The following is a 20,576-nucleotide window of genomic DNA, read 5'->3' as shown; positions in this document are numbered from 1 at the left end:
ACGAATCTATTCAAAGGCCGGAACCCACCCGGCCCGGTCGCTATGGCCCAAAGAGGCGTTTTGTTACAGGGCGATGGCAGCCGTGTGGAAAGGTTGCAGGAGCGCACCGATTCAGGGAAAAATCTTTTACTTACAACAATGTAAGTGTGTTGCTGCAACGCAACACAGATTCAATTTTTGCCGAACTGCCTTCGGGCGCAGGAATCGGGTCACGAGAATCGGCGCCGATCAGGCCAGATTTATCTCGCGCAGGCGCTGCAACAGGAAGTCGTGCGAGGAGATCGCCGGTTCCGGCACATTGCCTGTCTCGGACTCGGCACAGGACGGCAGCGGATCGATGATGAAATCGGGCCGGAAGTGCAGGAAGAACGGCATCGAATAGCGCGAGCGTTTGGCCGCATCCCCGCGCGGATTGACGACGCGGTGGGTGGTCGAGCGCAGCTTCCCGTTGGTCAAACGTTCCAGCATGTCACCGATATTGACCACCAGGGCGCCGGGCGTTGCGTCAATCGGCAACCAGTCACCCTGTTTGGTGAGCAGCTCGAGCCCGGCTTCCTCGGCGCCCAGCAGCAATGTAATCGTGTTGATATCGCCATGCGCTGCAGCGCGGATCGCGCCTTCGGGGGCGTCATCGCCCAAAGGCGGATAATGCAGCAGGCGCATCACCGAATTACCATCTTCGATGGTTGCGTCGAAATAGTCTTCTTCGAGACCCAGATGCAGGGCAATCGCGCGCAATACGCGCCGGCCGGCATTCTCGAACGCGGCATACAAATCTTCGAAAGTCTCTTCGAAACCTGCGACTTCGCCGGGCCAGATATTGGGCGCCATGAATTCGGCCAATGCGTGCCCCTCGGGCAAGTCACGCCCGACATGCCAGAACTCCTTCAGGTCATGGACCTCGGCGTCCTTGGCTTTCTCCGTCCCGAACGATGTATACCCGCGCGCACCGCCGCTGCCTTCCAGCTTGTAGGCAAGCTTGGCCGCCTCGGGCAGCGCGAAGAAGGCCTTTGACAGGGCATCGGCACGATCAATCAGATCCTGCGGAATGCCGTGGTCGCGGATGACGCCAAAGCCGAATTCGGAAAAGCTGTGGCCGAGCTCGTCGGCAATCTCCGCGAGCGGACGCTCGAGCGATACGGATGCAATATCAGACATGAGCCTATATTAGTATGGCAGGAACAGTCCCGCTAGGGCTGCGCTCATCAAATTGGCCAAAGAGCCAGCAACGAGAGCACGCAGACCCAGTTTTGCGATAACCGGGCGCTGGTTGGGCGCAAGGCCGCCAGTCACCGCCATCTGGATCGCGATCGAACTGAAATTGGCAAAGCCGCACAGGGCAAAGGTCACGATCGCGCGACTCCGCTCGGTTAGTTCGCCCGCCTGCATGGCGCCGAGATCGATGAAGGCGACAAATTCGTTGAGCACGATCTTGGTCCCGAACAAGCCGCCGGCGACTTGCGCCTGATTCCAGTCGGGAATGCCGATCAGGAACATGACCGGCGCGAACACAAAGCCAAGCAATTGCTGGAAACTGATATCGGGATAACCGACCCAGCCGCCAATCCCGCCCAGGATACCGTTGGCAAGCGCGACCAGCGCCACAAACACCATCACCATGGCACCCACAGCTACTGCCAGTTTGACGCCGGTCTGGGTGCCTTGGGCAGCCGCTTCGATCACATTGGCAGGGCGATGCCCTTCCTCGAAGGTCTCGGCGACTTCGACTTCATGCGGCTTACCGCTTTCAGTCAACGCGGCCGGGCCCTCGGCGCTGATCCGCGCATCGGGCAGTTTCACGTCGGGATCAGGATCGACACCGGCCAGTAACGCCGCATCGCGGGCAAGCTCGCTATCGTCATCCGGCATGATGATCTTCGCCATCAGGATACCGCCCGGGGCGGACATGAAGGCTGCCGCCAGCAGAAACGGCACGGCCTCGGAGCCGATGAAGCTGGCATAGGCCGCGAGGATCGTACCCGCGACACCGGCCATGCCCACGCTCATCAGGGTGAAAAGGCGGCTAGGCGTCAGCGCGGCGAGATAGGGGCGCACCACCAGCGGGCTTTCCGATTGACCGACGAAAATGTTGGCTGCGCTGCCCAGCGCCTCGACCTTGCTGATGCCGGTGATCCAGCCGATAGCACCGCCAACCCAGCGCACCAGCCGCTGCATGATGCCCCAATGGTAAAGTATTGAGACGATTGCGGCAAAGAACACGATGACGGGGAGGGCTGCAATCACGAAAGTGTTTGCGAAAGGATTGCTCTCCATCGGTCCGAACACGCTAGTGATGCCAACCTTGGAATAATCGAGCAGCGCGATCACCCCGTTGGAGAGGAACTCGATCGCTTGCACACCCCATGGCGTGCGCAGAACCAGCAGAGCCATCAACGCTTGCAAGGCAAAGGCCGCCCCGACAACGCGCAGTTTGATCCGCTTCTTCCCGGTCGAAAACAGGAAAGCGATTCCCAGAATAGCAAGGATGCCGATAAGGCTCATGACGAAGGGCGGCATGCAGGGTCTTTCGTGGCGGTCAGTTGATACTCCCTTTGCCGCTCGGGCCTGCGCAGTCAAATGACTCGGGTAACGCCTCTGGGGGAAGTGATCCGCATACGCTTTCCAAGCGGCGGCTCCTTCGCCTATGCCGCCGTGATGACCGACACATCGACCGAAACCCGCACAACCACCGTTTCAGAGGCTGCAAAGGCCATGCCGCGCGGCTTGTTCGTCTTCATGTTGCTTTATGGCGGGATGACGGTCCTGGCCGGGGTCCTGGCCTTCAAGCAGGTGCAATTGCCGCCGACCGATCTCGCCGTCGAGGCCGGTATCTTCGCCTTCCTGATCCTCGTCGTGATCAGCAGCACGGTTTCACAGCTCTACGGCCAGAAAGTCGCCACCAGCATTGTGTGGTGGGGCTTTGTGCCGCTCGGGCTCTCGGCGGTATTGATGCAGCTGGTCCTCGCGCTGCCCGCATCGACCGAAATGATCGAATTCCGGCCCGACGATCTGGCCGCATTCGAGCAAGTCCACCGGACCACCTGGCGCGTATGGTTGGCCGGTCCCGCCGCCTACATCACCTCGTTGCTGCTCAATATCTGGATCTTTGCCAAGCTGGCGGGCAGTGGCGAAGGCGGAACCGTCGGCATCATGGTGCGCGGCGCAATTGCTTCGGCGCTGAGTCAGGCAGTCGACTCGGTGATCTTCATCACGTTGGCGTTCTATGGCGAATTCGACATCACCAACCTGATGATCGGCCAGGTGATCGCCAAGGTGGTGCTATCCATCGTGCTGGTGCCGTTCCTGATCACGGGCGGTGTGGCGCTTGCCCGCTGGCTCGATGCCAAGGGCAACTGAGCGCGTTACCTTCGGATGCTAACCCAAATTTAACCTCCTCAGCCCGACATCCTCCCCACCCATAAAGGAGAATGAGTCGTGGCAATTTCCGGTGTTATCGAGACCCAGGCCGATGATGGTAGCGGGCGCGATGCACGGCGCTGGAGTGTCAGGCTGGTTGCCGAGGGGAAGCTGGCAGGCGGCAGTGATGCCCAGGTCTTGCTGCACAATATTTCGGCCGGAGGCCTGCTGCTGGATTGCCGGATGGAACTGGAGCAAGGCGCCAAGCTAACGATCGATCTGCCTGAAGCCGGCCCGGTGGTAGCCGAAGTGGTCTGGCGCAGCGCCACGCTGCATGGATGCCGCTTTCCCGACCCGCTGCCGTCCTCCGTCCTCAGCGCGGCCCAGTTGCGGAGCGCGATAGCGCCGATCGAGGATATGCCGGTCCCGGCGATGCATCCCCAGAACCGTGCCACACTGGGCAAGCGCCTTGCCAAGCTGCGGCAGGAAAAAGACCTGACGCTGGCGCAGGTTGCGGAGGCACTCGGCGTCAGCAAGCCGACCGTCTGGGCATGGGAGCATGATCGCTCGCAGCCCGTCTCCAAACGGATTGGCGCGCTGGCGGAGGTGCTGGGCGTGGCTGAGGCCGAGCTTTTGACGGGCCGTGATATCAGCCAGGCCGATCATGTGATCGACGAAGCGCGCGAGGTGATTGCGGAAGCCTATGGCTGCTCCCCCGATCAAGTCCGCGTCATGATCGATTTGTAAGCACTAACTTCACAAATCTCCCAAACTTGGTTAATGCTCGTCAAGTCGATTCTTTATTTAGTCAAGTTAAATAATACGGCTTACTAATATTGACTGACTCTATATTGTCCGCCTCGAGAATAGGGATCTCGTGGCGGGTCAAGAGATGTTGCTGGGGAACGACAGAAATGGGGCTCGACTTTGCGATCGGCGAATTGGCTGCGCTATGTGAAATGGTGGCGGGCGGATCGACCGATATACTTCTGAAAACCGACAATGATGGCTTCATCGTCTGCGCATCACAGAACATCGCGTTCCTCGGTGCTCCAATGCCGGACCTGTTGGTGCCTCCCAACTTGCTGGATCTGGTCGCGCCGCACCACGTCCATCGAGTGCAGGCGGAATTGGCGTTAGTCGCGGCAGGCAATGGCGACCGCAATTGGGTGGAGTTCGAATGTGCGCATGGGCCGGAAGCCGGCCATTGGTTCGCGCTGAAACTACAGCCCTGCTCGCGCCGCGCCGGCGGACCGAACGGCACTATCGGGGTCTTGCGCAATGTCGAAGAACGCCGGCGGCTGGAAGACAAGTTGTTTGCGGCGCGGATGACCGACCCGCTGACAGGCCTGACCAATCGCATCGCGTTCCTTTCGATGTTGCGCCACATGGCAGAACACAGGAGGGCCGGTTGTCTCGCCCTGTTCCGGATAGAGCATTTCCGCGCCATCAATCACCGGCTGGGGCAGGACTTCGGTGACGACGTGCTGGCCGCGTTTGGCCAGGTTCTGCGTACCGTCCTGCGGCAGCGAGACATCCTCTCGCGCATTGGCGATGCCAGCTTCGCGGTACTCCTGCCCGACAGCGGAGAGACGATCACTGCCGATCTTTGCACACAGGTGCAGGATGTGTTCGCCGACGAGATCCGCGCTGGCAAGGCGGCACTGCCGCTCTCCGCCGCTGCCGGAGTGGCAGAAATCGGTGTCTGTGCGGACGAGACGCTTCGCCGCGCGGAGATGGCGGCCTTCCTCGATCGGACCAACGGTTCGACCCGCCAGAGTAACGCGCAGGTTCGCCCGCGCCCGCCCCTGCGCCCGTTTGCTGCACCCATGCCATCGCGCCCGCACCGCTTGGCTGGCTGAACCCTTGCCAATTTTGCAGTCGACATCGCGCGCTGCATCGGCATGGTGCGCGCCACTATGATGGACAAACCCGAAATTCGCCCGAGCGAAGGCTACATGACCGAAGAGCGCCTGATGATGCAGGAGATGGCGCGCGACTTCGCGATGAAAGAAGTGCTGCCCGCAGCGAACCGGCTCGACCCGGAGAAGGGCGACATCCCCCAAGACCTGATCGACCGGATGGGCGAGCTCGGTTTCTTCGGTATCCTCATCCCCGAAAGGTTCGGCGGGCTGGGCCTTGGCATGTTCGAATATTGCCTGGTGGCCGAAGAGCTGAGCCGGGCCTGGATGAGCGTGGGCAGCATCATCGCGCGGGGCAACATGTTCTACAAGTCGATCCCGGCCCGAACCGACGAGGAGAAGCTCGAGAAGATCAAATTGATGGCGCAGGGCAAATATCTCGGTGCTTTCTCGATGTCGGAACCCAATGCCGGATCGGACATGGCTAGCATCGGCTGCCGCGCTGTGCGGGACGAGGATGAATGGGTCGTCACCGGCAGCAAATACTGGTGCACTTTCGCCGACCGGGCCGATTTCATGCAGGTCATCTGCCGCACTTCGGCTGATCCGGATGCGCCACGATGGGCGGGGCTGACCGCTATCCTGTTCGAAAAGCCGCGCGGCGAGTTTCCACAAGGTGTGTCCGGCCATTCAATCCCCAAAATCGGTTATCATGGCTGGAAGACCTATGAGCTGGCCTTCGATGAGGCGCGCACGCCCGCTTATGATTACGGCACCACTGGCGGTGCTTTCAAAGCGGTGGTCTCTGGCCTGGAGGGTGCCCGTGCCCACACCGCTGCCCGCTCGATCGGGCTCGCTCGCGGCGCGTTGGAGGACGCGATTGCGCACGCCAAGCAACGCGAGCAGTTTGACCGTCCGATTTCCGACTTCCAGGCCATTCGTTTCAAGATCGCCAGCATGGCGACCGAAGTGGAAGCGGCCCGCCAGCTGATGTATTTCGTCTGCCACCAGATCGACAATGGCCACAATTGCGCCAAGGAAGCCGCGATGGTGAAGTTTTATGCCGCCGAAATGGCCGAGCGGGTCACCAGCGAAGCGCTGCAGATTCTTGGCGGAGCGGGCTACACTACCCTGCACGCGGTCGAACGCCATTGGCGCGATGCGCGACTGACCAAGATTTTCGAAGGTAGCAGCGAAATCCAGCAGCGTATCATTGCTGACACGCTGCTGGGCAAACCGACCCGGGACTAATTCTCCCAGAAATAGGCTTTCCGCTTGGATGTGCCGGTGGCAACTTCGTTCATCGTGGTTGCATCGTACATCCGGCCCCCCAGCATGACGCTGTCGATCTTGTCGGAATTGCGAATGTCCACGCTAGGGTCGGCATCGAGCACGATCAAGTCGGCCAGCTTGCCGACTTCAAGGCTGCCGATATCCTTGTCCATGCCAAGCGACTGTGCCGGAGCGATGGTGCCTGCGCGCAGTGCCTCCACCGCGCTCATCCCGCCACGGACGAAGCTCCACAGCTCCCAATGGGCGGCAATGCCCGCCTGCTGACCATGCGCCCCGATACTGACTTTGACCCCGCGATCGGCCAACTTCTTGGCTTCGCGCGAAGCATCGTCATCCACAAACGCCCAATCGGGTGCCTTGGTCCGCCGTGCCGTGGCCGCCAGCAGCCGTTTGGGCGGCGTGTGGACGAGCAGCGGATTGTCAAACACGTCAGTGGCCTGGCGCCAATACGGATCACCGGCAAGCCCGCCATACGTCACCGTTAGCGTCGGCGTATAATTGCTGCCCGACTGGCTGAAGAATTGCAGCACGTCTTCGTAGAAGACCTCGCCCGGGACGTTGTGCTCCACGGTAGAGTTGCCATCTGCGACCAGGTTCATGTCCATCCCGAACAGCGACCCGCCTTCGGCGACAACCAGCATGTCTTCAGCCGCAGCCGCCCGCGCCACCATCTGGCGCTGCTCACGCCGGGGCTGGTTGTAATTCTTGACCGAAATGCCGCCTTGTTTCTTGATCCGGCGGACATGCGCCAGCGCATCGTCATAGCTGTCGATCCGGGCATAGACGCTGGGTGCCTTGGCCCCGTAAATGATCTCTCCTGTCGAGAATATCCGCGGTGCCAGCAGCATCCCGGCACGCTGGCGTTCCGATGCGGCGAAAATCATGCTCGCACGCGACGAGGGATCATGCATGGTCGTTGTGCCCATGGCGAGCTGCTGGACCAGGACCCAGTTCTGTTCCGGGATCAAGTCACCAACACCTTGCGGCCCGTGGGCATGGGCATCCACCAGGCCCGGCATGATCGTCTTGCCCGATGCATCAATCATGGTCGCCCCGGCCGGAACAGCCACATCAGCGCCAACGGCAACAATCCGGTCGCCCTCGATCACGATCGTACCATTGTCGATCGCGCCCGCGCCCTCGCCAGTCATGGTCAGGATACGCGCGCCGGTTATCGCAACTGTCCCGCTTGGCTTGGCAGCACGCTGGGTCATGGCCAGCGAGATACCGCTTTCCGGCGAAGAGAACGACGTGTCCGATCCGGGCGCATTGCCAAACAGGTCGGCGGTCGAGACGCGAAACATTTCCGGCCCCATCGACCATGCCAGGGTGCCGCCATTGCCCGACCAGCCGATATAATCAGCCCCCCCGGTGCTAACCTTGGTCACGGGCAGAGGTCCGCCCTTCTCGCTGACATTGACGGCCTGCCCGCCCGGCATCAGCGGCATCGCAAACACTTCGTAATTCTGGCGGAAGGCAATCAGCTTGCCATTGGGCGAGACGCTGAATTCGTTGGCCAGGTCACCTTGGGCATGAACCCGCTTGGCCTCGCCATTCAGATCGGTTGAAACCAGCTGCAACTTGCCGCCTGCGAAATCGCTCATGAACAGCCGGTCACCATCAGCGCCAAACTGCGGCGATGCCATGCCACGTGCAATCATGGTCGGCGTGCCCCCGCTGGCCGGGATACTGTATACACCGGCATTGTCGGAATATTCCGGCGCGGTCAGAAAACCGCCACTGCGTTTCTCGAACACGATGGTGCGGCCGTCGGGAGAGAATTGCGGCACGGCATAGTGGCCTGGCTGGCTAGTGATCGTGCGCAGGTTGCCGCCATTGGCATCGCCCACCACGATCTCGCCAAGGTCATCATCGGTCCATCGGACAAAAGCCATGCTGCGCCCATCGCGGCTGAATGCCGGCCAGAGCTCCTGCGTGGTGCCGGGGCTGGATGTCAGCCTCCGTGCGGACCCGCCACCGGTTCCTTTGACATAGAGCTTGCCCAGCGTTTCGAACACGACGCGGCGACCATCAGGCGAAAGCGTGGCGAATTTCGGAATGCTGGTGGTGAAGGAAGCCGGGGCGACATCGATCACCGGATGCGGCGCGTCGGCGACGCCGCGTGTATCATCGATGGTGAACGGAATGACCGCCGAACCCGAGCCATCCTTGTTGATCCGGCGCAGCTTCCCGCCCGCCCAGAACACAATCGAGCGGCTGTCAGGCGTCCAGTCCATATTCGGATAGACCCCGGTAACCGCCCAGGTCTCCTGCACATCGAGATCAAGATCACCATAGAGCATGCTCTCCGATCCGCTGGCGAGATCCTTCACCCACAGCTGGGAATCAGCCTTGTCGCGGCGGACGAAAGCCAGCGCGCTGCCGTCTGGCGAAGGGGTTGGGCGCACTGCCCCGCCAAAGCCATCTACCGCCGTAGTGCGCTCGCCCGTGGTCAGGTCATATTTCTCGATCCGGAAGATCCCGGCATTGGAATCTTGGGCGTATTCGAAGATCGGGCCGGACGTGTCGTTGCGGGTGAAATAGATCGCCTCTCCATCGGGCGCGTAGATCGGCTCACCCAGTTCCTTCTGATGGGTTTCGTTGGGGCGTTTGACCAGCTTGACCCCGCTGCCACCGGTCACGTGATAGAGCCAGACCTCGCCCGTGCCGAGCGAACGGCCAGTGGTGAAATGCTTCTTGGCCGCAATGAATTCGCCGTCGGGCGACCAGGTCGGCTGGTTAAGCAGGCGGAAGCTTTCCTTGGTCAGCTGCGTCTTGTCCGACCCGTCCGCATCCATCAGCCAGATATTGTCGCCCCCGGCCCGATCCGAAGTGAAGGCAATGCGGCTGCCATCGGGGGAGAAGCGCGGCTGCACTTCCCATGCCAGCCCCTCGGCGATCCGTGTCGGCGTGCCGCCGCTGATCGGCATGGTGTAAATATCGCCCAGCATCGAGAACGCCACGCGGCGGCCATCCGGCGATACGTCGACATCCATCCAGGTTCCTTCGTCGGTCTGGATCGGAACCTGCTTGATGGTGGCCCCCTTGGGCGCGTTCACATCCCACTTTTCATCTTTCCCGCCATCATCACCATCTTGCGCAAGCGCAGCAGCAGGGGTCAGAACAAGGGCGCTGGACAGCAGCAGGGCGCGCAGGGATTTCATCTGGGGAGGTCCTCTCTTCAAATATCTATGCCACGCGTTCTAGGCAGGCGGCGCAACATTGCAAATCTGTGGACGGGCAGGGGCTCGGATACACCAAACCAAGGTCGTACTTCCCCTCGCGACTGCGCCGTGTACATTGGGACAATGGCCAGCGAGATCGGCGAAATTGTCCAGTTCCTGCGGCTTACGCCGCCTTTCCACACATTGCCTGACGACCAGGTTGCAATGCTCTCGCGCCGCATCGAGGTCAGCTATGCCCGTGCGCAGGATGCGGTGACCACGGCCGGAGAGCACAATGAAAAACTTTTCATTGTCCGATCCGGTTCGGTCGAGCTGCGTCTGGCCGGTGATGACCTGACCGCACGCTTGGGTGCAGGATCATGCTTCGCCTATCCCTCCCTCCTGCGCGGCGGCGAGGTTCGCAATACGACAGTCGCGATCGAAGACACACTGCTCTATGCTATTCCGGCGGATGATTTTCACCGGCTGCGGACGGCAGACGAGACATTCCGCGCGTTCTTTGATGATGACGAGACCAGCCGGATCCGCCACGCGCTGGAGCAAAACCGCAGCGAACGAGCACGTGAGTTGGACGTCACGGCTCTCGACCAGTTGGTGCGGCGCGGCGAACCTGTTGCGTGCCGACCGGATTCTTCGATCCGCGATGCGGTGCGCCTGATGCACGATCGCAATGTCAGCACCTTGGCCATCTGCAACGGAGGTGACCTTGTCGGTATCTTTACCGACAAGGACCTGCGCAACAGGGTGGTGGCTGCGGAATTCGCGTTGGACCGGCCCGTATCCGAAGTGATGACAGACCATCCACGCACCCTGCCCAGCCATGCCAGCATTGCGCAGGCCATGGCCATGATGGCGTCCGGCGCATTTCGTCATATCCCCCTGACCGGCCAGGCCGGGGAATTGGTCGCCATCTTGAGCGCCAGCGATATCCTCGCCTTTCTCGGTAGCAATGCGATCGATATCGGCCTCGCTATTGGCAAGGCCCAGGATCCTGCTGCTCTGGTCGCCGCGACAAGCCAGATTCCGGATGCCTTCGCCAAGATGGTCGCCAACGGCTTCGATGCCAGGCACGCCATGCGATTTACATCAGCGCTTGGCGAAGCCGCGCATCGGCGTGCTGCCGAACTGGCCGAGAAGGAGCTCGGCCCGCCCCCAGTTCCCTATGCGCTAGTGGTGTTCGGCTCGCTCGCGCGCGAAGAACAGCTGGTCGGTTCGGATCAGGACAATGGCTTGGTAATCCATGACAGTGTGGACGCTGCTGGTCGGGCCTATTTCGAAACGCTCGGCGGCCGTATTTCCGACCTGCTCGATGCTGCCGGCTTCGTCTATTGCAAGGGCGGGATCATGGCCAAGAACGCCGAACAGCGACTATCGCTTAGCGAATGGCGGGCCCGCTACGAACATTGGATCACCAATCCAAGCGAAGACGGAATCCTGCGCGCTACGATCTTTTTTGACATGCGCTGCGTCCACGGGCCCGATAGCCTGGTTCGGGACCTGCATCGTGATGTCGTCGCTCGGGCCGCGGAAAATCCTATCTTTGTCAGCTTCCTTGCCCGCGATGCGCTGCGCAGCAAGATTCCACTTGGTATTTTTCGCAATCTGGTGCTCGAAAAATCTGCCGATGGGCACAGGGTGTTTAACGCCAAGGCCCAGGCCATCATGCCGATCATCGACATCGCGCGGACCCAGGCGCTGGCCCACGGAATCGAAGCGGTTGGCACACTGGAACGACTCGCTTCGCTGGCCAAGGCAGGCAAGATGGCGTCCGAGGATGCCCAAAGCCTGGAGGATGCATTCCTGTTCGCCAATGATCTGCGGATCGCCCACCAGTCTGACCAGATCCGGGCGGGCAGCGAGCCGGATAATGCGATCGAGCCCGAGAAACTCTCGCCGCTGGAGCGCGAATATCTGAAGGATGCCTTTGCCGTGATCCGCCGCGCCCTCGATTCGCTGCGCAGGAATTTTGCCGGGGGCATCGCCTGAGATGTTTGCCGGCTGGCGCTTCCGGCGTGCGGTCGCCAACCTGGAACAGGCCGGATTACCAATCCTGCAACGCTATGCCGGATCGACCTGGCCAGACCGGAAAGATCCCGTCTCACAGGTTGATTTCCTCGCCCTTGACTTCGAGCTCGACGGATTGGGTGCCAGCGCCCACATTCTCCAGGCTGGCTGGGTGCATTTCACCGCGGCGGCGATCCCGCTGGCGGACGCGCAATCGCGCGACATCCGCAGCACCCAGATACGGGACGATGTCGCGGTGACGATTCACGGAATCGGAGAACAGCGCGCCCGCGAGGGAGCGCCACTCGAGGCAGTCTTGGAAGAGCTGCTGCCGACCATTGCCGGACGCGTTATTGTCGCTCATGGGGCTTCTATCGAGGCTGGGGTGATAAAGCGCGCCACACGCGCTGTTCTTGGCCAAGCCGTGCCCGTCCGCACCATCTGCACACTCGCGCTCGAGCGCAAGCTCCGCCCCCAATTGCCCGGCGCCGAACCGTATCGCCTCCATCGATGCCGCGCGCGCTACAATTTGCCCCCTTATGCGATGCACGACGCACTGGAGGACGCCCTCGCGGCTGCCGAGCTGTTTCTGGCCCAGCTCAGCTGCATGCCGGCGGATACGTCCACCGGCGAGCTGGAAGACCTTGCGATCCACCATTAGACTAATGTCGCGCTCTACAGCCGACAGCGCGTTCCCTAGCCTTTGCATGATGGCCCCGAAATGCGGCCACAGACACGGAGGGGAGGCTCATGGCCGACAATTCAAATGACGAAGTCCCGGAAACGGAGACCAACGCCGCTGAAGGCGCGTATTGGCGGGAAAACATCCGTCTTCTCGTAACGCTGATGAGCATTTGGTTCATTTGCTCGTTCGGCGCAGGGATCCTGTTCCGCGACTGGCTGGACCAATTCAGTATCGGCGGATACCCGCTCGGCTTCTGGTTCGCCCAGCAGGGTTCGATCTACATCTTTATCGCGCTGATCTTCGTTTACGTAATCAGGATGAAGAAGATCGAACGCAAATTCGATCTCGACGATTGAGGGGGCGATCATGGAAACGCAAACACTGATCTATCTCTTCGTCGGGGCCAGCTTCGCGCTTTATATCGGCATTGCCATCTGGAGCCGGGCCGGTTCGACCAAAGAGTTTTATGTAGCTGGCGGCGGGGTCAACCCGGTCGTCAATGGCATGGCAACCGCAGCCGACTGGATGAGCGCTGCAAGCTTCTTATCCATGGCCGGCCTTATCGCCTTCATGGGCTATGATGCGTCGGTCTATCTGATGGGTTGGACCGGCGGCTTCGTGATGCTGGCACTGCTTCTTGCGCCCTATTTGCGCAAATTTGGCCAGTTCACTGTGCCCGATTTCATCGGCACAAGATACTATTCCAAGACCGCGCGGGTGGTTGCGGTGATCTGCCTGATCTTCATCAGCTTCACCTATATCGCCGGCCAGATGCGGGGCGTGGGCATTGTGTTCTCGCAGTTCCTGCAGGTCGATATCACGATGGGTGTGATTATCGGTATGGGTATCGTCTTCATCTATGCCGTACTCGGCGGGATGAAGGGCATCACCTACACCCAGGTCGCGCAGTATTGCGTGCTGATCACAGCCTATATGGTGCCGGCATTCTTCATCAGTTTCATGCTCACCGACAATCCTTTGCCGCAACTGGGCTTGGGGTCGCAGCTCAATGATGGATCGGGCACTTACGTCTTGCAAAAGCTGGACAATCTGCTCGTCGAACTTGGCTTCAACCAGTATACCGCTGGCACCAAAAGTACGATCGACATGTTCTGCATCACCATGGCGCTGATGGTCGGTACGGCCGGACTGCCGCACGTGATTGTGCGCTTCTTCACGGTGCCCAAGGCATCGGATGCGCGCAAATCGGCTGGCTGGGCTCTGGTGTTCATTGCCCTGCTGTACACGACTGCTCCGGCAATCGGTGCATTCGGCATGTACAACTTCATCAACCAGACCAACGAAACCGAGTATGCCGAGGCAGACAGCTGGTTCAAGAACTGGGAAGGTGCCGATCTGATCGCCTGGCAGGACAAGAACGAAGACGGTGTGATGCAATATCGCGCTGGCAATGCGTTCGAAGGCAAGCCGGAGTTTACCGGTGAGACAGGCCCTTCGGGTGAACGGATCGTCGCCAATGCGCCGAACCCCGATACTGCAAACGAAGTCTATGTCGACCGTGACATCATGGTTCTGGCCAATCCCGAGATTGCCAATCTTCCGGGCTGGGTCGTTGCTCTCATGGCAGCAGGTGGCCTGGCCGCGGCGCTCTCAACGGCGGCGGGGCTATTGCTGGTGATCTCCAGCTCGGTCAGCCACGATCTGCTCAAAAGCACTTTCGCCCCCAACATTTCGGCCAAGAGCGAATTGCTCGCGGCGCGGGCGGCGGCGACAGCGGCCATTGTGGTGGCAGGCTATCTCGGCATCTATCCTCCCGGATGGGTGGCGCAGGTGGTGGCCTTTGCTTTTGGTCTGGCAGCATCCAGCCTGTTCCCGGCGATCTTCATGGGCATCTTCTTCAAATCGATGAACAAGGAAGGCGCCATAGCCGGCATGATCAGCGGGCTGGTGTTCACATTCAGCTACATTGTCTACTTCAAGTTGATGGCGCCGGATCTGAACGTGGCGGAGAACTGGCTGTTTGGCATCTCGCCGGAAGGCATCGGAGTGATCGGCATGCTGATCAACTTCGGCATCGCTATCGCAGTCGCGAGTGTGACCGCGAAGACCCCGCTGGAAATCCGCAAACTGGTGGACTCGATCCGGGTCCCGCGCGGTGCCGGGGATGCCCACGCGCACTAAGCGGGCCCATCCAGGGGGACCTCCCCGGACCAAGGAGGGGCGGTGCCGCAAGGTGCCGCCCCTTTGGCTTGCAAGTTGGGCCGGATCGGTTAGCTTTTTGACCGGCAGAGGGAGGAACAGATGATATTCGGGGCCGCCATCGCAGCCGCCACCCTCTATCTTGCGGGTCTGTTCTGGCTCGCCGCCTGGCGCGACCGCAAAGGCGGCAAGAAACTGCAGCGTCATGCCAGTTGGATTTATGGCCTCTCGCTGGCAGTCTATTGCACCAGTTGGACTTTCTTTGGCGGGGTCGGCACCGCGGCGACGGCTGGCCTCGATTTCCTGCCGATCTATCTTGGCCCCATTCTGGTCTTCACTCTGGGTTACGGCTTGGTCCGGAGAATCCTGGCTCAGGCCAAGAGCCAGCATTCCACCTCAATCGCCGATTTCCTGTCGGCGCGTTACGGCAAGAGTGCGACGGTCGCTGCGCTCGTCACGATTATCGCGACGGTAGGTTCGCTGCCTTACATGGCACTGCAATTGCAGTCGGTCGGCAACGCATTGTTGACCCTGAACCCTGAACTTGCGGCCACCGTTGCGCTGGACGAAATTGTCCTCCTGACGGCTGGTTTGATGGCGCTATTCGCCATCCTGTTTGGCTCACGCCGGGCCGATCAAGCCGGCGACAATGCTGGCCTGGTCCTTACAATAGCGGTCGAAGCCGTGGTCAAGCTGGTTGCACTGATTGCAGTAGCCGCATTGGCAATCAGTTTGCTGCTTTTCGAAGGGTCGCCAGCAATTCCGGCCGTGTTTTCGCCGACGCAATTCGATGCCCGGTTTGCGGTCCTGACCCTGATTGCCGGCTGTGCCGCACTGTGTCTCCCGCGCCAGTTTCATATGAGCTTTGTCGAGGCCCAGACCGACCGGCCTGATGCGGCGATGCGCTGGGTCTTTCCGGCATATTTGCTGCTGACATCGATCATTATCGTGCCGATTGTGCTCGCGGGCCTGACTTTCCTGCCCACCGGTACGGATCCGGACACGATCGTGCTCGCCCTGCCCCTTGCAGCAGGGCAAGATGCCCTGACACTGCTGGTCTTTATCGGCGGCTTTTCAGCTGCGGCCGGGATGATCGTGGTCGCCAGTGTCGCCTTGTCGACCATGATCACTAATGACCTGATTGCTCCGCTGCTGTTGCGCCAAGCCTTGAGCGGGCACGGCGAGCGCGGACAGTTGGCACAAAGCCTGCTGACGATCCGCCGGCTGGTGATCGGGGCCCTGCTGTTCTCTGCCTACGTGTTCTATCTCGGCTTCGGCGCAATCGGCAATCTGGCCGGCTTGGGCACGCTCGCTTTTGCGGCAGCTGCCCAGTTCGCACCAGGGCTGGCGCTGGGCATGCTCAGCCGGGCGGGCAACCGCATCGGCATGATCGCCGGGCTTTCGGTAGGCTTCATCCTGTGGCTTACCCTGCTGATCCTGCCGGCCGCGCTCGATACTGAGCCTCTTGTTTCCATACATCCTGATCCACTGGTTTCGGGAGTGCTGCTCAGCCTGATGGCAAATATTGCCGCCTATTGGATCGGTTCTTCGCTGGCCCGGCCCAACATCGTCGATGCCGCGCAGGCGGCGAGCTTTGTCGGCGCCCCGGTTCCCGGCGATCCTTCCGCGGTTGTCACCCGCAAGCGGGTGGCCGACATCCGGCTTTTGCTGCGCCAGTTCATAGGCAAATCCCGGGCGGATGCTGCCCTTGCCGCGATGCCCGGCCCCTATCGCGATAGCGATACCGCCGATGAGGCGATGGTCGCCATGGCCGAACGGACAATCTCCGGCGTAGTCGGGGCATCCTCATCGCGGATGATCGTATCATCCTGGGCCGATGGCGAACCGGTGCCCTTGCCCGAGGTAATGGCAATGTTCGGCGAGACCAATCGCCGCCTGACCTTCAGCGGAGAGCTGTTGCAGATCGCGATCGAGAATATCGACCAGGGGGTCGCATTGGTCGATGCCGATATGAACCTGGTGGCGTGGAATACGCGCTATCAGGAACTGTTTGACCTGCCCGAAGCACTGGTCGCCGTGGGTACACCCATAGCGGACCTGATCTGTCACAATCTGCGCCAGGGCGGGCTGCAGGACGCGGAGATCAATGCCCATGTTGAGCGTAGGCTGGAGCATATGCGGGCCGGGCGCGAGCACAAGATGGAGCGTGAGCAGCATGACGGGCGGATCATGCGGATCATTGGCAACCCGGCGCCCGGGGGAGGCTATGTCACCTCCTACACCGATGTGACGGCCGACCGCCGTGCAGAACAGGCGCTGGAGGAGAAAGTTGCCGAGCGGACGACCCAACTGAGCGAGGCCAATCAGGCACTGGAAAAAGCCACCCGGTCCAAGACCCATTTCCTGGCTGCGGCCAGTCACGATTTGATCCAGCCGCTCAACGCCGCACGTTTGTTCGCATCGGCATTGGGCGAGGAAGTCCGTGACCACGAGCAGCTCTTGCGGCTGGTCAAGGATCTCGACGGGTCGATCGCCTCAGCCGACCGGCTTATCCGGGCCCTGCTCGATATATCCAAACTGGATGGCGGCGGAATCAAGCCGAAGCTGGAGCCTGTCGCCCTTGATGCAATCTTCGATGAGGTGGTGCGCGAATTCGCCGTACAGGCCGAAGCCAAGGGTCTACGTCTCAGGCGCGTACATACCAGTGCCTGGATCAAGACCGATCGCGCCCTGCTTGCCAGTGTACTGCGCAACCTCGTCAGCAATGCGATCCGATACACCGATGAGGGCGGAGTGCTGGTGGGAGTGCGGCGGCACGGCGCGGATATCAGGCTGTGCGTAGTCGATACCGGTCGCGGCATCCCGCAAGACGATGTCGAGCGCATGTTTGAAGAATTCCAGCGCGGGCAAGCCACCGATCGTGAAGGTTTGGGGCTGGGCCTGGCGATTGTCCGCCGGGTCACCGGGTTACTCGACATCCACGTCGAGACTTCGAGCATTGAGGGCAGCGGCACCGGATTTGCGGTCTATCTGCCTGTATTGCACCGGGGCGGGCGTATCGTCCGCAAGACGATAGCGAACAATTCCACGCTAGCCGGCGCCCGTGTTCTGGTGGTCGACAACGACCCGGCAGTGCTGAGTGCGACCACGGCCCTGCTGGAGAAATGGGGTCTCGCGGTCAGTTGTGCCCATTCCGGAACCGAAGCCTTCGCGGTGTGCCCGGACGTGCCCGATGTGGCGATCATGGATTTCCGCCTGAATGACGAGGAACGCGGCGACGGAGTTTTCCTCGACCTGTGCCAACGCTGGGGCGCTCGTCCGCCCGCCATCCTGCTCACGGCCGAAGCCGGGGAAGAAACCGAGCAGGCAGCCAGGCGGATGGGCGCCAACCGTCTGCTCAAACCGCCCTCGCCCGCAGCCCTGCGCGCCTTGATTGCCAATTGTATCGATCAGGCGGGCGCTGGCGATCCGGACGCACCAGCGTCGGCAGCCGGTTGATCGGCATCCAGCTTGGTCGCGAGCAACACCGCCTGAGTGCGGCTGACTACGCCTAGTTTGCGGAAAATGGCCGTAATATGTGCCTTTACGGTCGCCTCGCTGATATCCAGTTCATAGGCGATCTGTTTGTTCAGCAGGCCGGACTGGAGTTGACCCAATATCCGTCTTTGCGCAGGCGTAAGGCTGGCGATCCGGGCCAGGTCGTCATCAACCTCGGCAAGGGGTTCGGGAAACCAGCTATCGCCTGCACGCACTGCGGCCAGCGCATCGCGCATGGCATCGAGGCTGGCAGATTTCGGAATGAACGCTGCCGCCCCTAGCTGCTGCGCGGCGGTGTAAATCCGCTGTTCCTCGCTTGCAGACACGATCACCACCGGCAGCGCCGGGAAATCTTGTCGGAAATCCATCAGCGCCGAGAGACCCTGCGAATCGTCCATATGCAAATCGAGCAACAGCGCCTCGGCGCCCATTTCGACCTCGGTCCGCGCCGCGGCGGCAGAGCTTGCCTCGATCACAGTTGCATCAGGCCAGACCTTGCCCACCGCATGGCTGAGCGCCGTGCGGAACAGCGGATGATCGTCGGCGATGATGATGCGCTGTGTCATGATGTCAGCGGTTCTGCCTTCCTTCGATCAACCGATCAACCAGGGATGGATCGGCAAGGGTCGAGGTATCTCCCAGCGCACCATAATCATTCTCCGCAATCTTCCTCAGGATGCGCCGCATGATTTTGCCGGAACGCGTCTTGGGTAGACCATCGGTGAACTGGATATGATCGGGCGAGGCAATCGGTCCGATCTCCTTGCGCACATGGGCCCGCAATTCGGCGAAAAGCTGTTCCGAGTGCTCCTCCCCCGCATTGAGAGTGACATAGCAATAGATGCCTTGCCCCTTGATATCGTGCGGGTAGCCGACAACCGCAGATTCGGCGACCTTGTCATGCAAGACCAGCGCGCTTTCGACTTCTGCCGTACCCATCCGGTGGCCGGACACGTTGATCACATCATCGACCCGGCCCGTGATCCAGTAATACTGATCCCCATCACGGCGACATCCGTCCCCGGTAAAGTACTTGCCGCGATAGGTGCTGAAATAGGTCTGGTCGAACCGGTCGTGATCGCCATAGACGCTCCGCGCCTGGCCCGGCCAGCTATGCGTGATGCACAAATTGCCTTCGATGGCCCCGTCAAGAACCGCACCTTCATTGTCGACCAACTGCGGCTGGATCCCGAAAAAGGGTTTGCCCGCGCTGCCCGGCTTCATGTCGTGGGCCGAGGGTAAAGTTGTGATCATCACCCCGCCAGTTTCGGTCTGCCACCAGGTATCAACAATCGGGCAACGCTTGTCGCCCACGACTTCAAAATACCAACGCCAGGCCTCCGGATTTATGGGTTCACCGACCGACCCCAGCAGCCGCAGGCTCGAACGGTCTCGGCTGGTCACAAAATCATCACCTTCGCGCATCAACGCCCTGATTGCGGTTGGTGCGGTGTAGAGAATGTTGACCTGGTGCTTGTCGACGATATCCCAAAACCGCCCGTGATCGGGGTAATTGGGTACGCCTTCGAATACCACTCCGGTCGCGCCATTGATCAGCGGGCCGTAGACGATGTAGCTATGTCCGGTGACCCAGCCGATATCAGCCGTGCACCAGAACACTTCCCCCGGCTGATAATCGAACACATAATTGAAAGTTGTCGCCGTCCACACCCCGTAGCCGCCGGTCGTATGCAGCACCCCCTTGGGCTGGCCGGTAGACCCCGATGTGTACAGGATAAACAACGGATCCTCTGCCGCCATCGGTTCGCACGGACAGTCGACATCCGATTTCAAGTCATCGAACCAGTGATCGCGGCCTTCGAGCATATTGATCGCCGCGCCAGTGTGGCGCACCACCAACACACCGTCGACGTCCACGCCATCGAGAGCGAGCGCAGCGTCCACATTGGCTTTCAACGGCACCACCTTGCTACCTCGCAATCCGGTGTCAGCAGTGATGACATACCGGCTCTGGCAGTCGGTAATCCGGCCAGCCAGCGCTTCGGGGGAGAAGCCGCCAAAGACAACCGAATGGATCGCGCCGATCCTGGCGCAGGCCAGCATGGACAACACACCTTCGATGACCATCGGCATATAGATCGTAACCCGATCGCCCTTACCCACACCCATCGCCTTCAGGGCATTGGCCATCCCGATAACTTCGCCATGCAGCTCGCTATAGGTCAGACTGCGGCCAGCAGATGCGGGATCATCAGGTTCGAATATCAGCGCGACCTGATCGGCGCGGTCGGCCAGATGCCGGTCCACGGCGTTGTGGCACAGGTTTAGCGAACCGTCGGTGTACCATTTGATATCGACAGGATCGAACGACCATGAGCCACCCACGGTGGGCTGTTTGTACCAGTCGAGCCGCCTGGCCTGTTCGAGCCAGAACCCATCAGGATCCTCAACCGATTGGCGATAGAGCGCGTCATACTGCTTCGGCTTGCAATGGGTGCCGGTCTGCGGCGCCGGACGGCCAACGAAATCGCTCATATGTGAGTCCTCCCTTTTGCCGGTCATCGTAACGGC

General features: G+C 60.8%; 14 protein-coding genes. 9 read left to right on the top strand and 5 right to left on the bottom strand.

Going from position 1 to position 20,576, the window contains the following annotated elements; genetic code table 11:
- Positions 1 to 228 precede the first annotated feature (228 nt).
- Together ABD653_RS11380 and ABD653_RS11375 are read right to left on the bottom strand one after the other, a co-directional pair.
- Positions 229 to 1,158, bottom strand: coding sequence for an isopenicillin N synthase family dioxygenase (locus tag ABD653_RS11380; protein WP_160778788.1), 930 nt, complete (start codon positions 1,156 to 1,158; stop codon positions 229 to 231).
- A 9-nt stretch (positions 1,159 to 1,167) separates the two neighbouring features.
- Complete coding sequence (locus ABD653_RS11375; protein ID WP_160778787.1) at positions 1,168 to 2,517, bottom strand: NupC/NupG family nucleoside CNT transporter; 1,350 nt, start codon at positions 2,515 to 2,517, stop codon at positions 1,168 to 1,170.
- Positions 2,518 to 2,655: 138 nt separating this feature from the next.
- On the opposite strand from ABD653_RS11375, the gene ABD653_RS11370 reads away from it, so the two are divergent.
- The 4 genes from ABD653_RS11370 (at position 2,656) to ABD653_RS11355 (ending at position 6,470) form a co-directional block, all read left to right on the top strand.
- On the top strand, positions 2,656 to 3,357 hold the full coding sequence (locus tag ABD653_RS11370; RefSeq protein ID WP_160780358.1) for a queuosine precursor transporter: 702 nt from the start codon (positions 2,656 to 2,658) through the stop codon (positions 3,355 to 3,357).
- A gap of 78 nt (positions 3,358 to 3,435) precedes the next feature.
- Positions 3,436 to 4,104, top strand: a complete 669-nt coding sequence (locus ABD653_RS11365) for a helix-turn-helix domain-containing protein (protein ID WP_160778786.1) — start codon at positions 3,436 to 3,438, stop codon at positions 4,102 to 4,104.
- 167 nt (positions 4,105 to 4,271) lie between these two features.
- Positions 4,272 to 5,219, top strand: a complete 948-nt coding sequence (locus tag ABD653_RS11360) for a GGDEF domain-containing protein (protein WP_160778785.1) — start codon at positions 4,272 to 4,274, stop codon at positions 5,217 to 5,219.
- 42 nt (positions 5,220 to 5,261) lie between these two features.
- Positions 5,262 to 6,470, top strand: coding sequence for an acyl-CoA dehydrogenase family protein (locus ABD653_RS11355; RefSeq protein ID WP_344705447.1), 1,209 nt, complete (start codon positions 5,262 to 5,264; stop codon positions 6,468 to 6,470).
- Here ABD653_RS11355 and ABD653_RS11350 read toward each other — a convergent pair.
- Positions 6,467 to 9,676, bottom strand: a complete 3,210-nt coding sequence (locus tag ABD653_RS11350; protein ID WP_160778783.1) for an amidohydrolase family protein — start codon at positions 9,674 to 9,676, stop codon at positions 6,467 to 6,469. The two genes, ABD653_RS11355 and ABD653_RS11350, sit on opposite strands and share 4 nt — an antisense overlap.
- Before the next feature lie 144 nt (positions 9,677 to 9,820).
- On the opposite strand from ABD653_RS11350, the gene ABD653_RS11345 reads away from it, so the two are divergent.
- The 5 genes from ABD653_RS11345 to ABD653_RS11325 all read left to right on the top strand — a co-directional run bounded on the left by ABD653_RS11345 (position 9,821) and on the right by ABD653_RS11325 (position 18,005).
- On the top strand, positions 9,821 to 11,683 hold the full coding sequence (locus ABD653_RS11345) for a DUF294 nucleotidyltransferase-like domain-containing protein (protein ID WP_160778782.1): 1,863 nt from the start codon (positions 9,821 to 9,823) through the stop codon (positions 11,681 to 11,683).
- A 1-nt stretch (position 11,684) separates the two neighbouring features.
- Complete coding sequence (locus tag ABD653_RS11340) at positions 11,685 to 12,362, top strand: exonuclease domain-containing protein (protein WP_160778781.1); 678 nt, start codon at positions 11,685 to 11,687, stop codon at positions 12,360 to 12,362.
- An 89-nt stretch (positions 12,363 to 12,451) separates the two neighbouring features.
- Entirely contained in the window at positions 12,452 to 12,742 is a 291-nt protein-coding gene (locus ABD653_RS11335; RefSeq protein ID WP_160778780.1) for a DUF4212 domain-containing protein, read from the top strand.
- 10 nt (positions 12,743 to 12,752) lie between these two features.
- Positions 12,753 to 14,528: a sodium:solute symporter family protein gene (locus tag ABD653_RS11330; RefSeq protein ID WP_160778779.1), complete on the top strand. Its 1,776-nt coding sequence runs from the start codon at positions 12,753 to 12,755 to the stop codon at positions 14,526 to 14,528.
- A 120-nt stretch (positions 14,529 to 14,648) separates the two neighbouring features.
- On the top strand, positions 14,649 to 18,005 hold the full coding sequence (locus ABD653_RS11325) for a hybrid sensor histidine kinase/response regulator (RefSeq protein WP_160778778.1): 3,357 nt from the start codon (positions 14,649 to 14,651) through the stop codon (positions 18,003 to 18,005).
- Here the strand turns inward: ABD653_RS11325 and ABD653_RS11320 are convergent.
- Positions 17,957 to 18,610 (bottom strand): LuxR C-terminal-related transcriptional regulator, encoded by a 654-nt coding sequence (locus ABD653_RS11320; protein ID WP_160778777.1) that lies wholly within the window; start codon positions 18,608 to 18,610, stop codon positions 17,957 to 17,959. The two genes, ABD653_RS11325 and ABD653_RS11320, sit on opposite strands and share 49 nt — an antisense overlap.
- Before the next feature lie 4 nt (positions 18,611 to 18,614).
- Positions 18,615 to 20,540, bottom strand: coding sequence for an acetate--CoA ligase (gene acs / locus ABD653_RS11315; protein WP_160778776.1), 1,926 nt, complete (start codon positions 20,538 to 20,540; stop codon positions 18,615 to 18,617).
- Between the last annotated feature and the right edge of the window lie 36 nt (positions 20,541 to 20,576).

It is taken from the genome of Parerythrobacter jejuensis (assembly GCF_039536765.1).
In the GTDB taxonomy this organism is placed as follows: domain Bacteria; phylum Pseudomonadota; class Alphaproteobacteria; order Sphingomonadales; family Sphingomonadaceae; genus Parerythrobacter; species Parerythrobacter jejuensis.
This window is presented reverse-complemented; position numbering and strand designations above follow the sequence as displayed.

Bases quoted from the DNA above. Each gene is read 5' to 3' on its own strand.
- ABD653_RS11380 (WP_160778788.1), bottom strand. From the start codon at position 1,158: ATGTCTGATATTGCATCCGTATCGCTCGAGCGTCCGCTCGCGGAGATT.
- ABD653_RS11375 (WP_160778787.1), bottom strand. From the start codon at position 2,517: ATGCCGCCCTTCGTCATGAGCCTTATCGGCATCCTTGCTATTCTGGGA.
- ABD653_RS11370 (WP_160780358.1), top strand. From the start codon at position 2,656: ATGACCGACACATCGACCGAAACCCGCACAACCACCGTTTCAGAGGCT.
- ABD653_RS11360 (WP_160778785.1), top strand. From the start codon at position 4,272: ATGGGGCTCGACTTTGCGATCGGCGAATTGGCTGCGCTATGTGAAATG.
- ABD653_RS11355 (WP_344705447.1), top strand. From the start codon at position 5,262: ATGGTGCGCGCCACTATGATGGACAAACCCGAAATTCGCCCGAGCGAA.
- ABD653_RS11350 (WP_160778783.1), bottom strand. From the start codon at position 9,676: ATGAAATCCCTGCGCGCCCTGCTGCTGTCCAGCGCCCTTGTTCTGACC.
- ABD653_RS11345 (WP_160778782.1), top strand. From the start codon at position 9,821: ATGGCCAGCGAGATCGGCGAAATTGTCCAGTTCCTGCGGCTTACGCCG.
- ABD653_RS11340 (WP_160778781.1), top strand. From the start codon at position 11,685: ATGTTTGCCGGCTGGCGCTTCCGGCGTGCGGTCGCCAACCTGGAACAG.
- ABD653_RS11335 (WP_160778780.1), top strand. From the start codon at position 12,452: ATGGCCGACAATTCAAATGACGAAGTCCCGGAAACGGAGACCAACGCC.
- ABD653_RS11330 (WP_160778779.1), top strand. From the start codon at position 12,753: ATGGAAACGCAAACACTGATCTATCTCTTCGTCGGGGCCAGCTTCGCG.
- ABD653_RS11325 (WP_160778778.1), top strand. From the start codon at position 14,649: ATGATATTCGGGGCCGCCATCGCAGCCGCCACCCTCTATCTTGCGGGT.
- ABD653_RS11320 (WP_160778777.1), bottom strand. From the start codon at position 18,610: ATGACACAGCGCATCATCATCGCCGACGATCATCCGCTGTTCCGCACG.
- acs (WP_160778776.1), bottom strand. From the start codon at position 20,540: ATGAGCGATTTCGTTGGCCGTCCGGCGCCGCAGACCGGCACCCATTGC.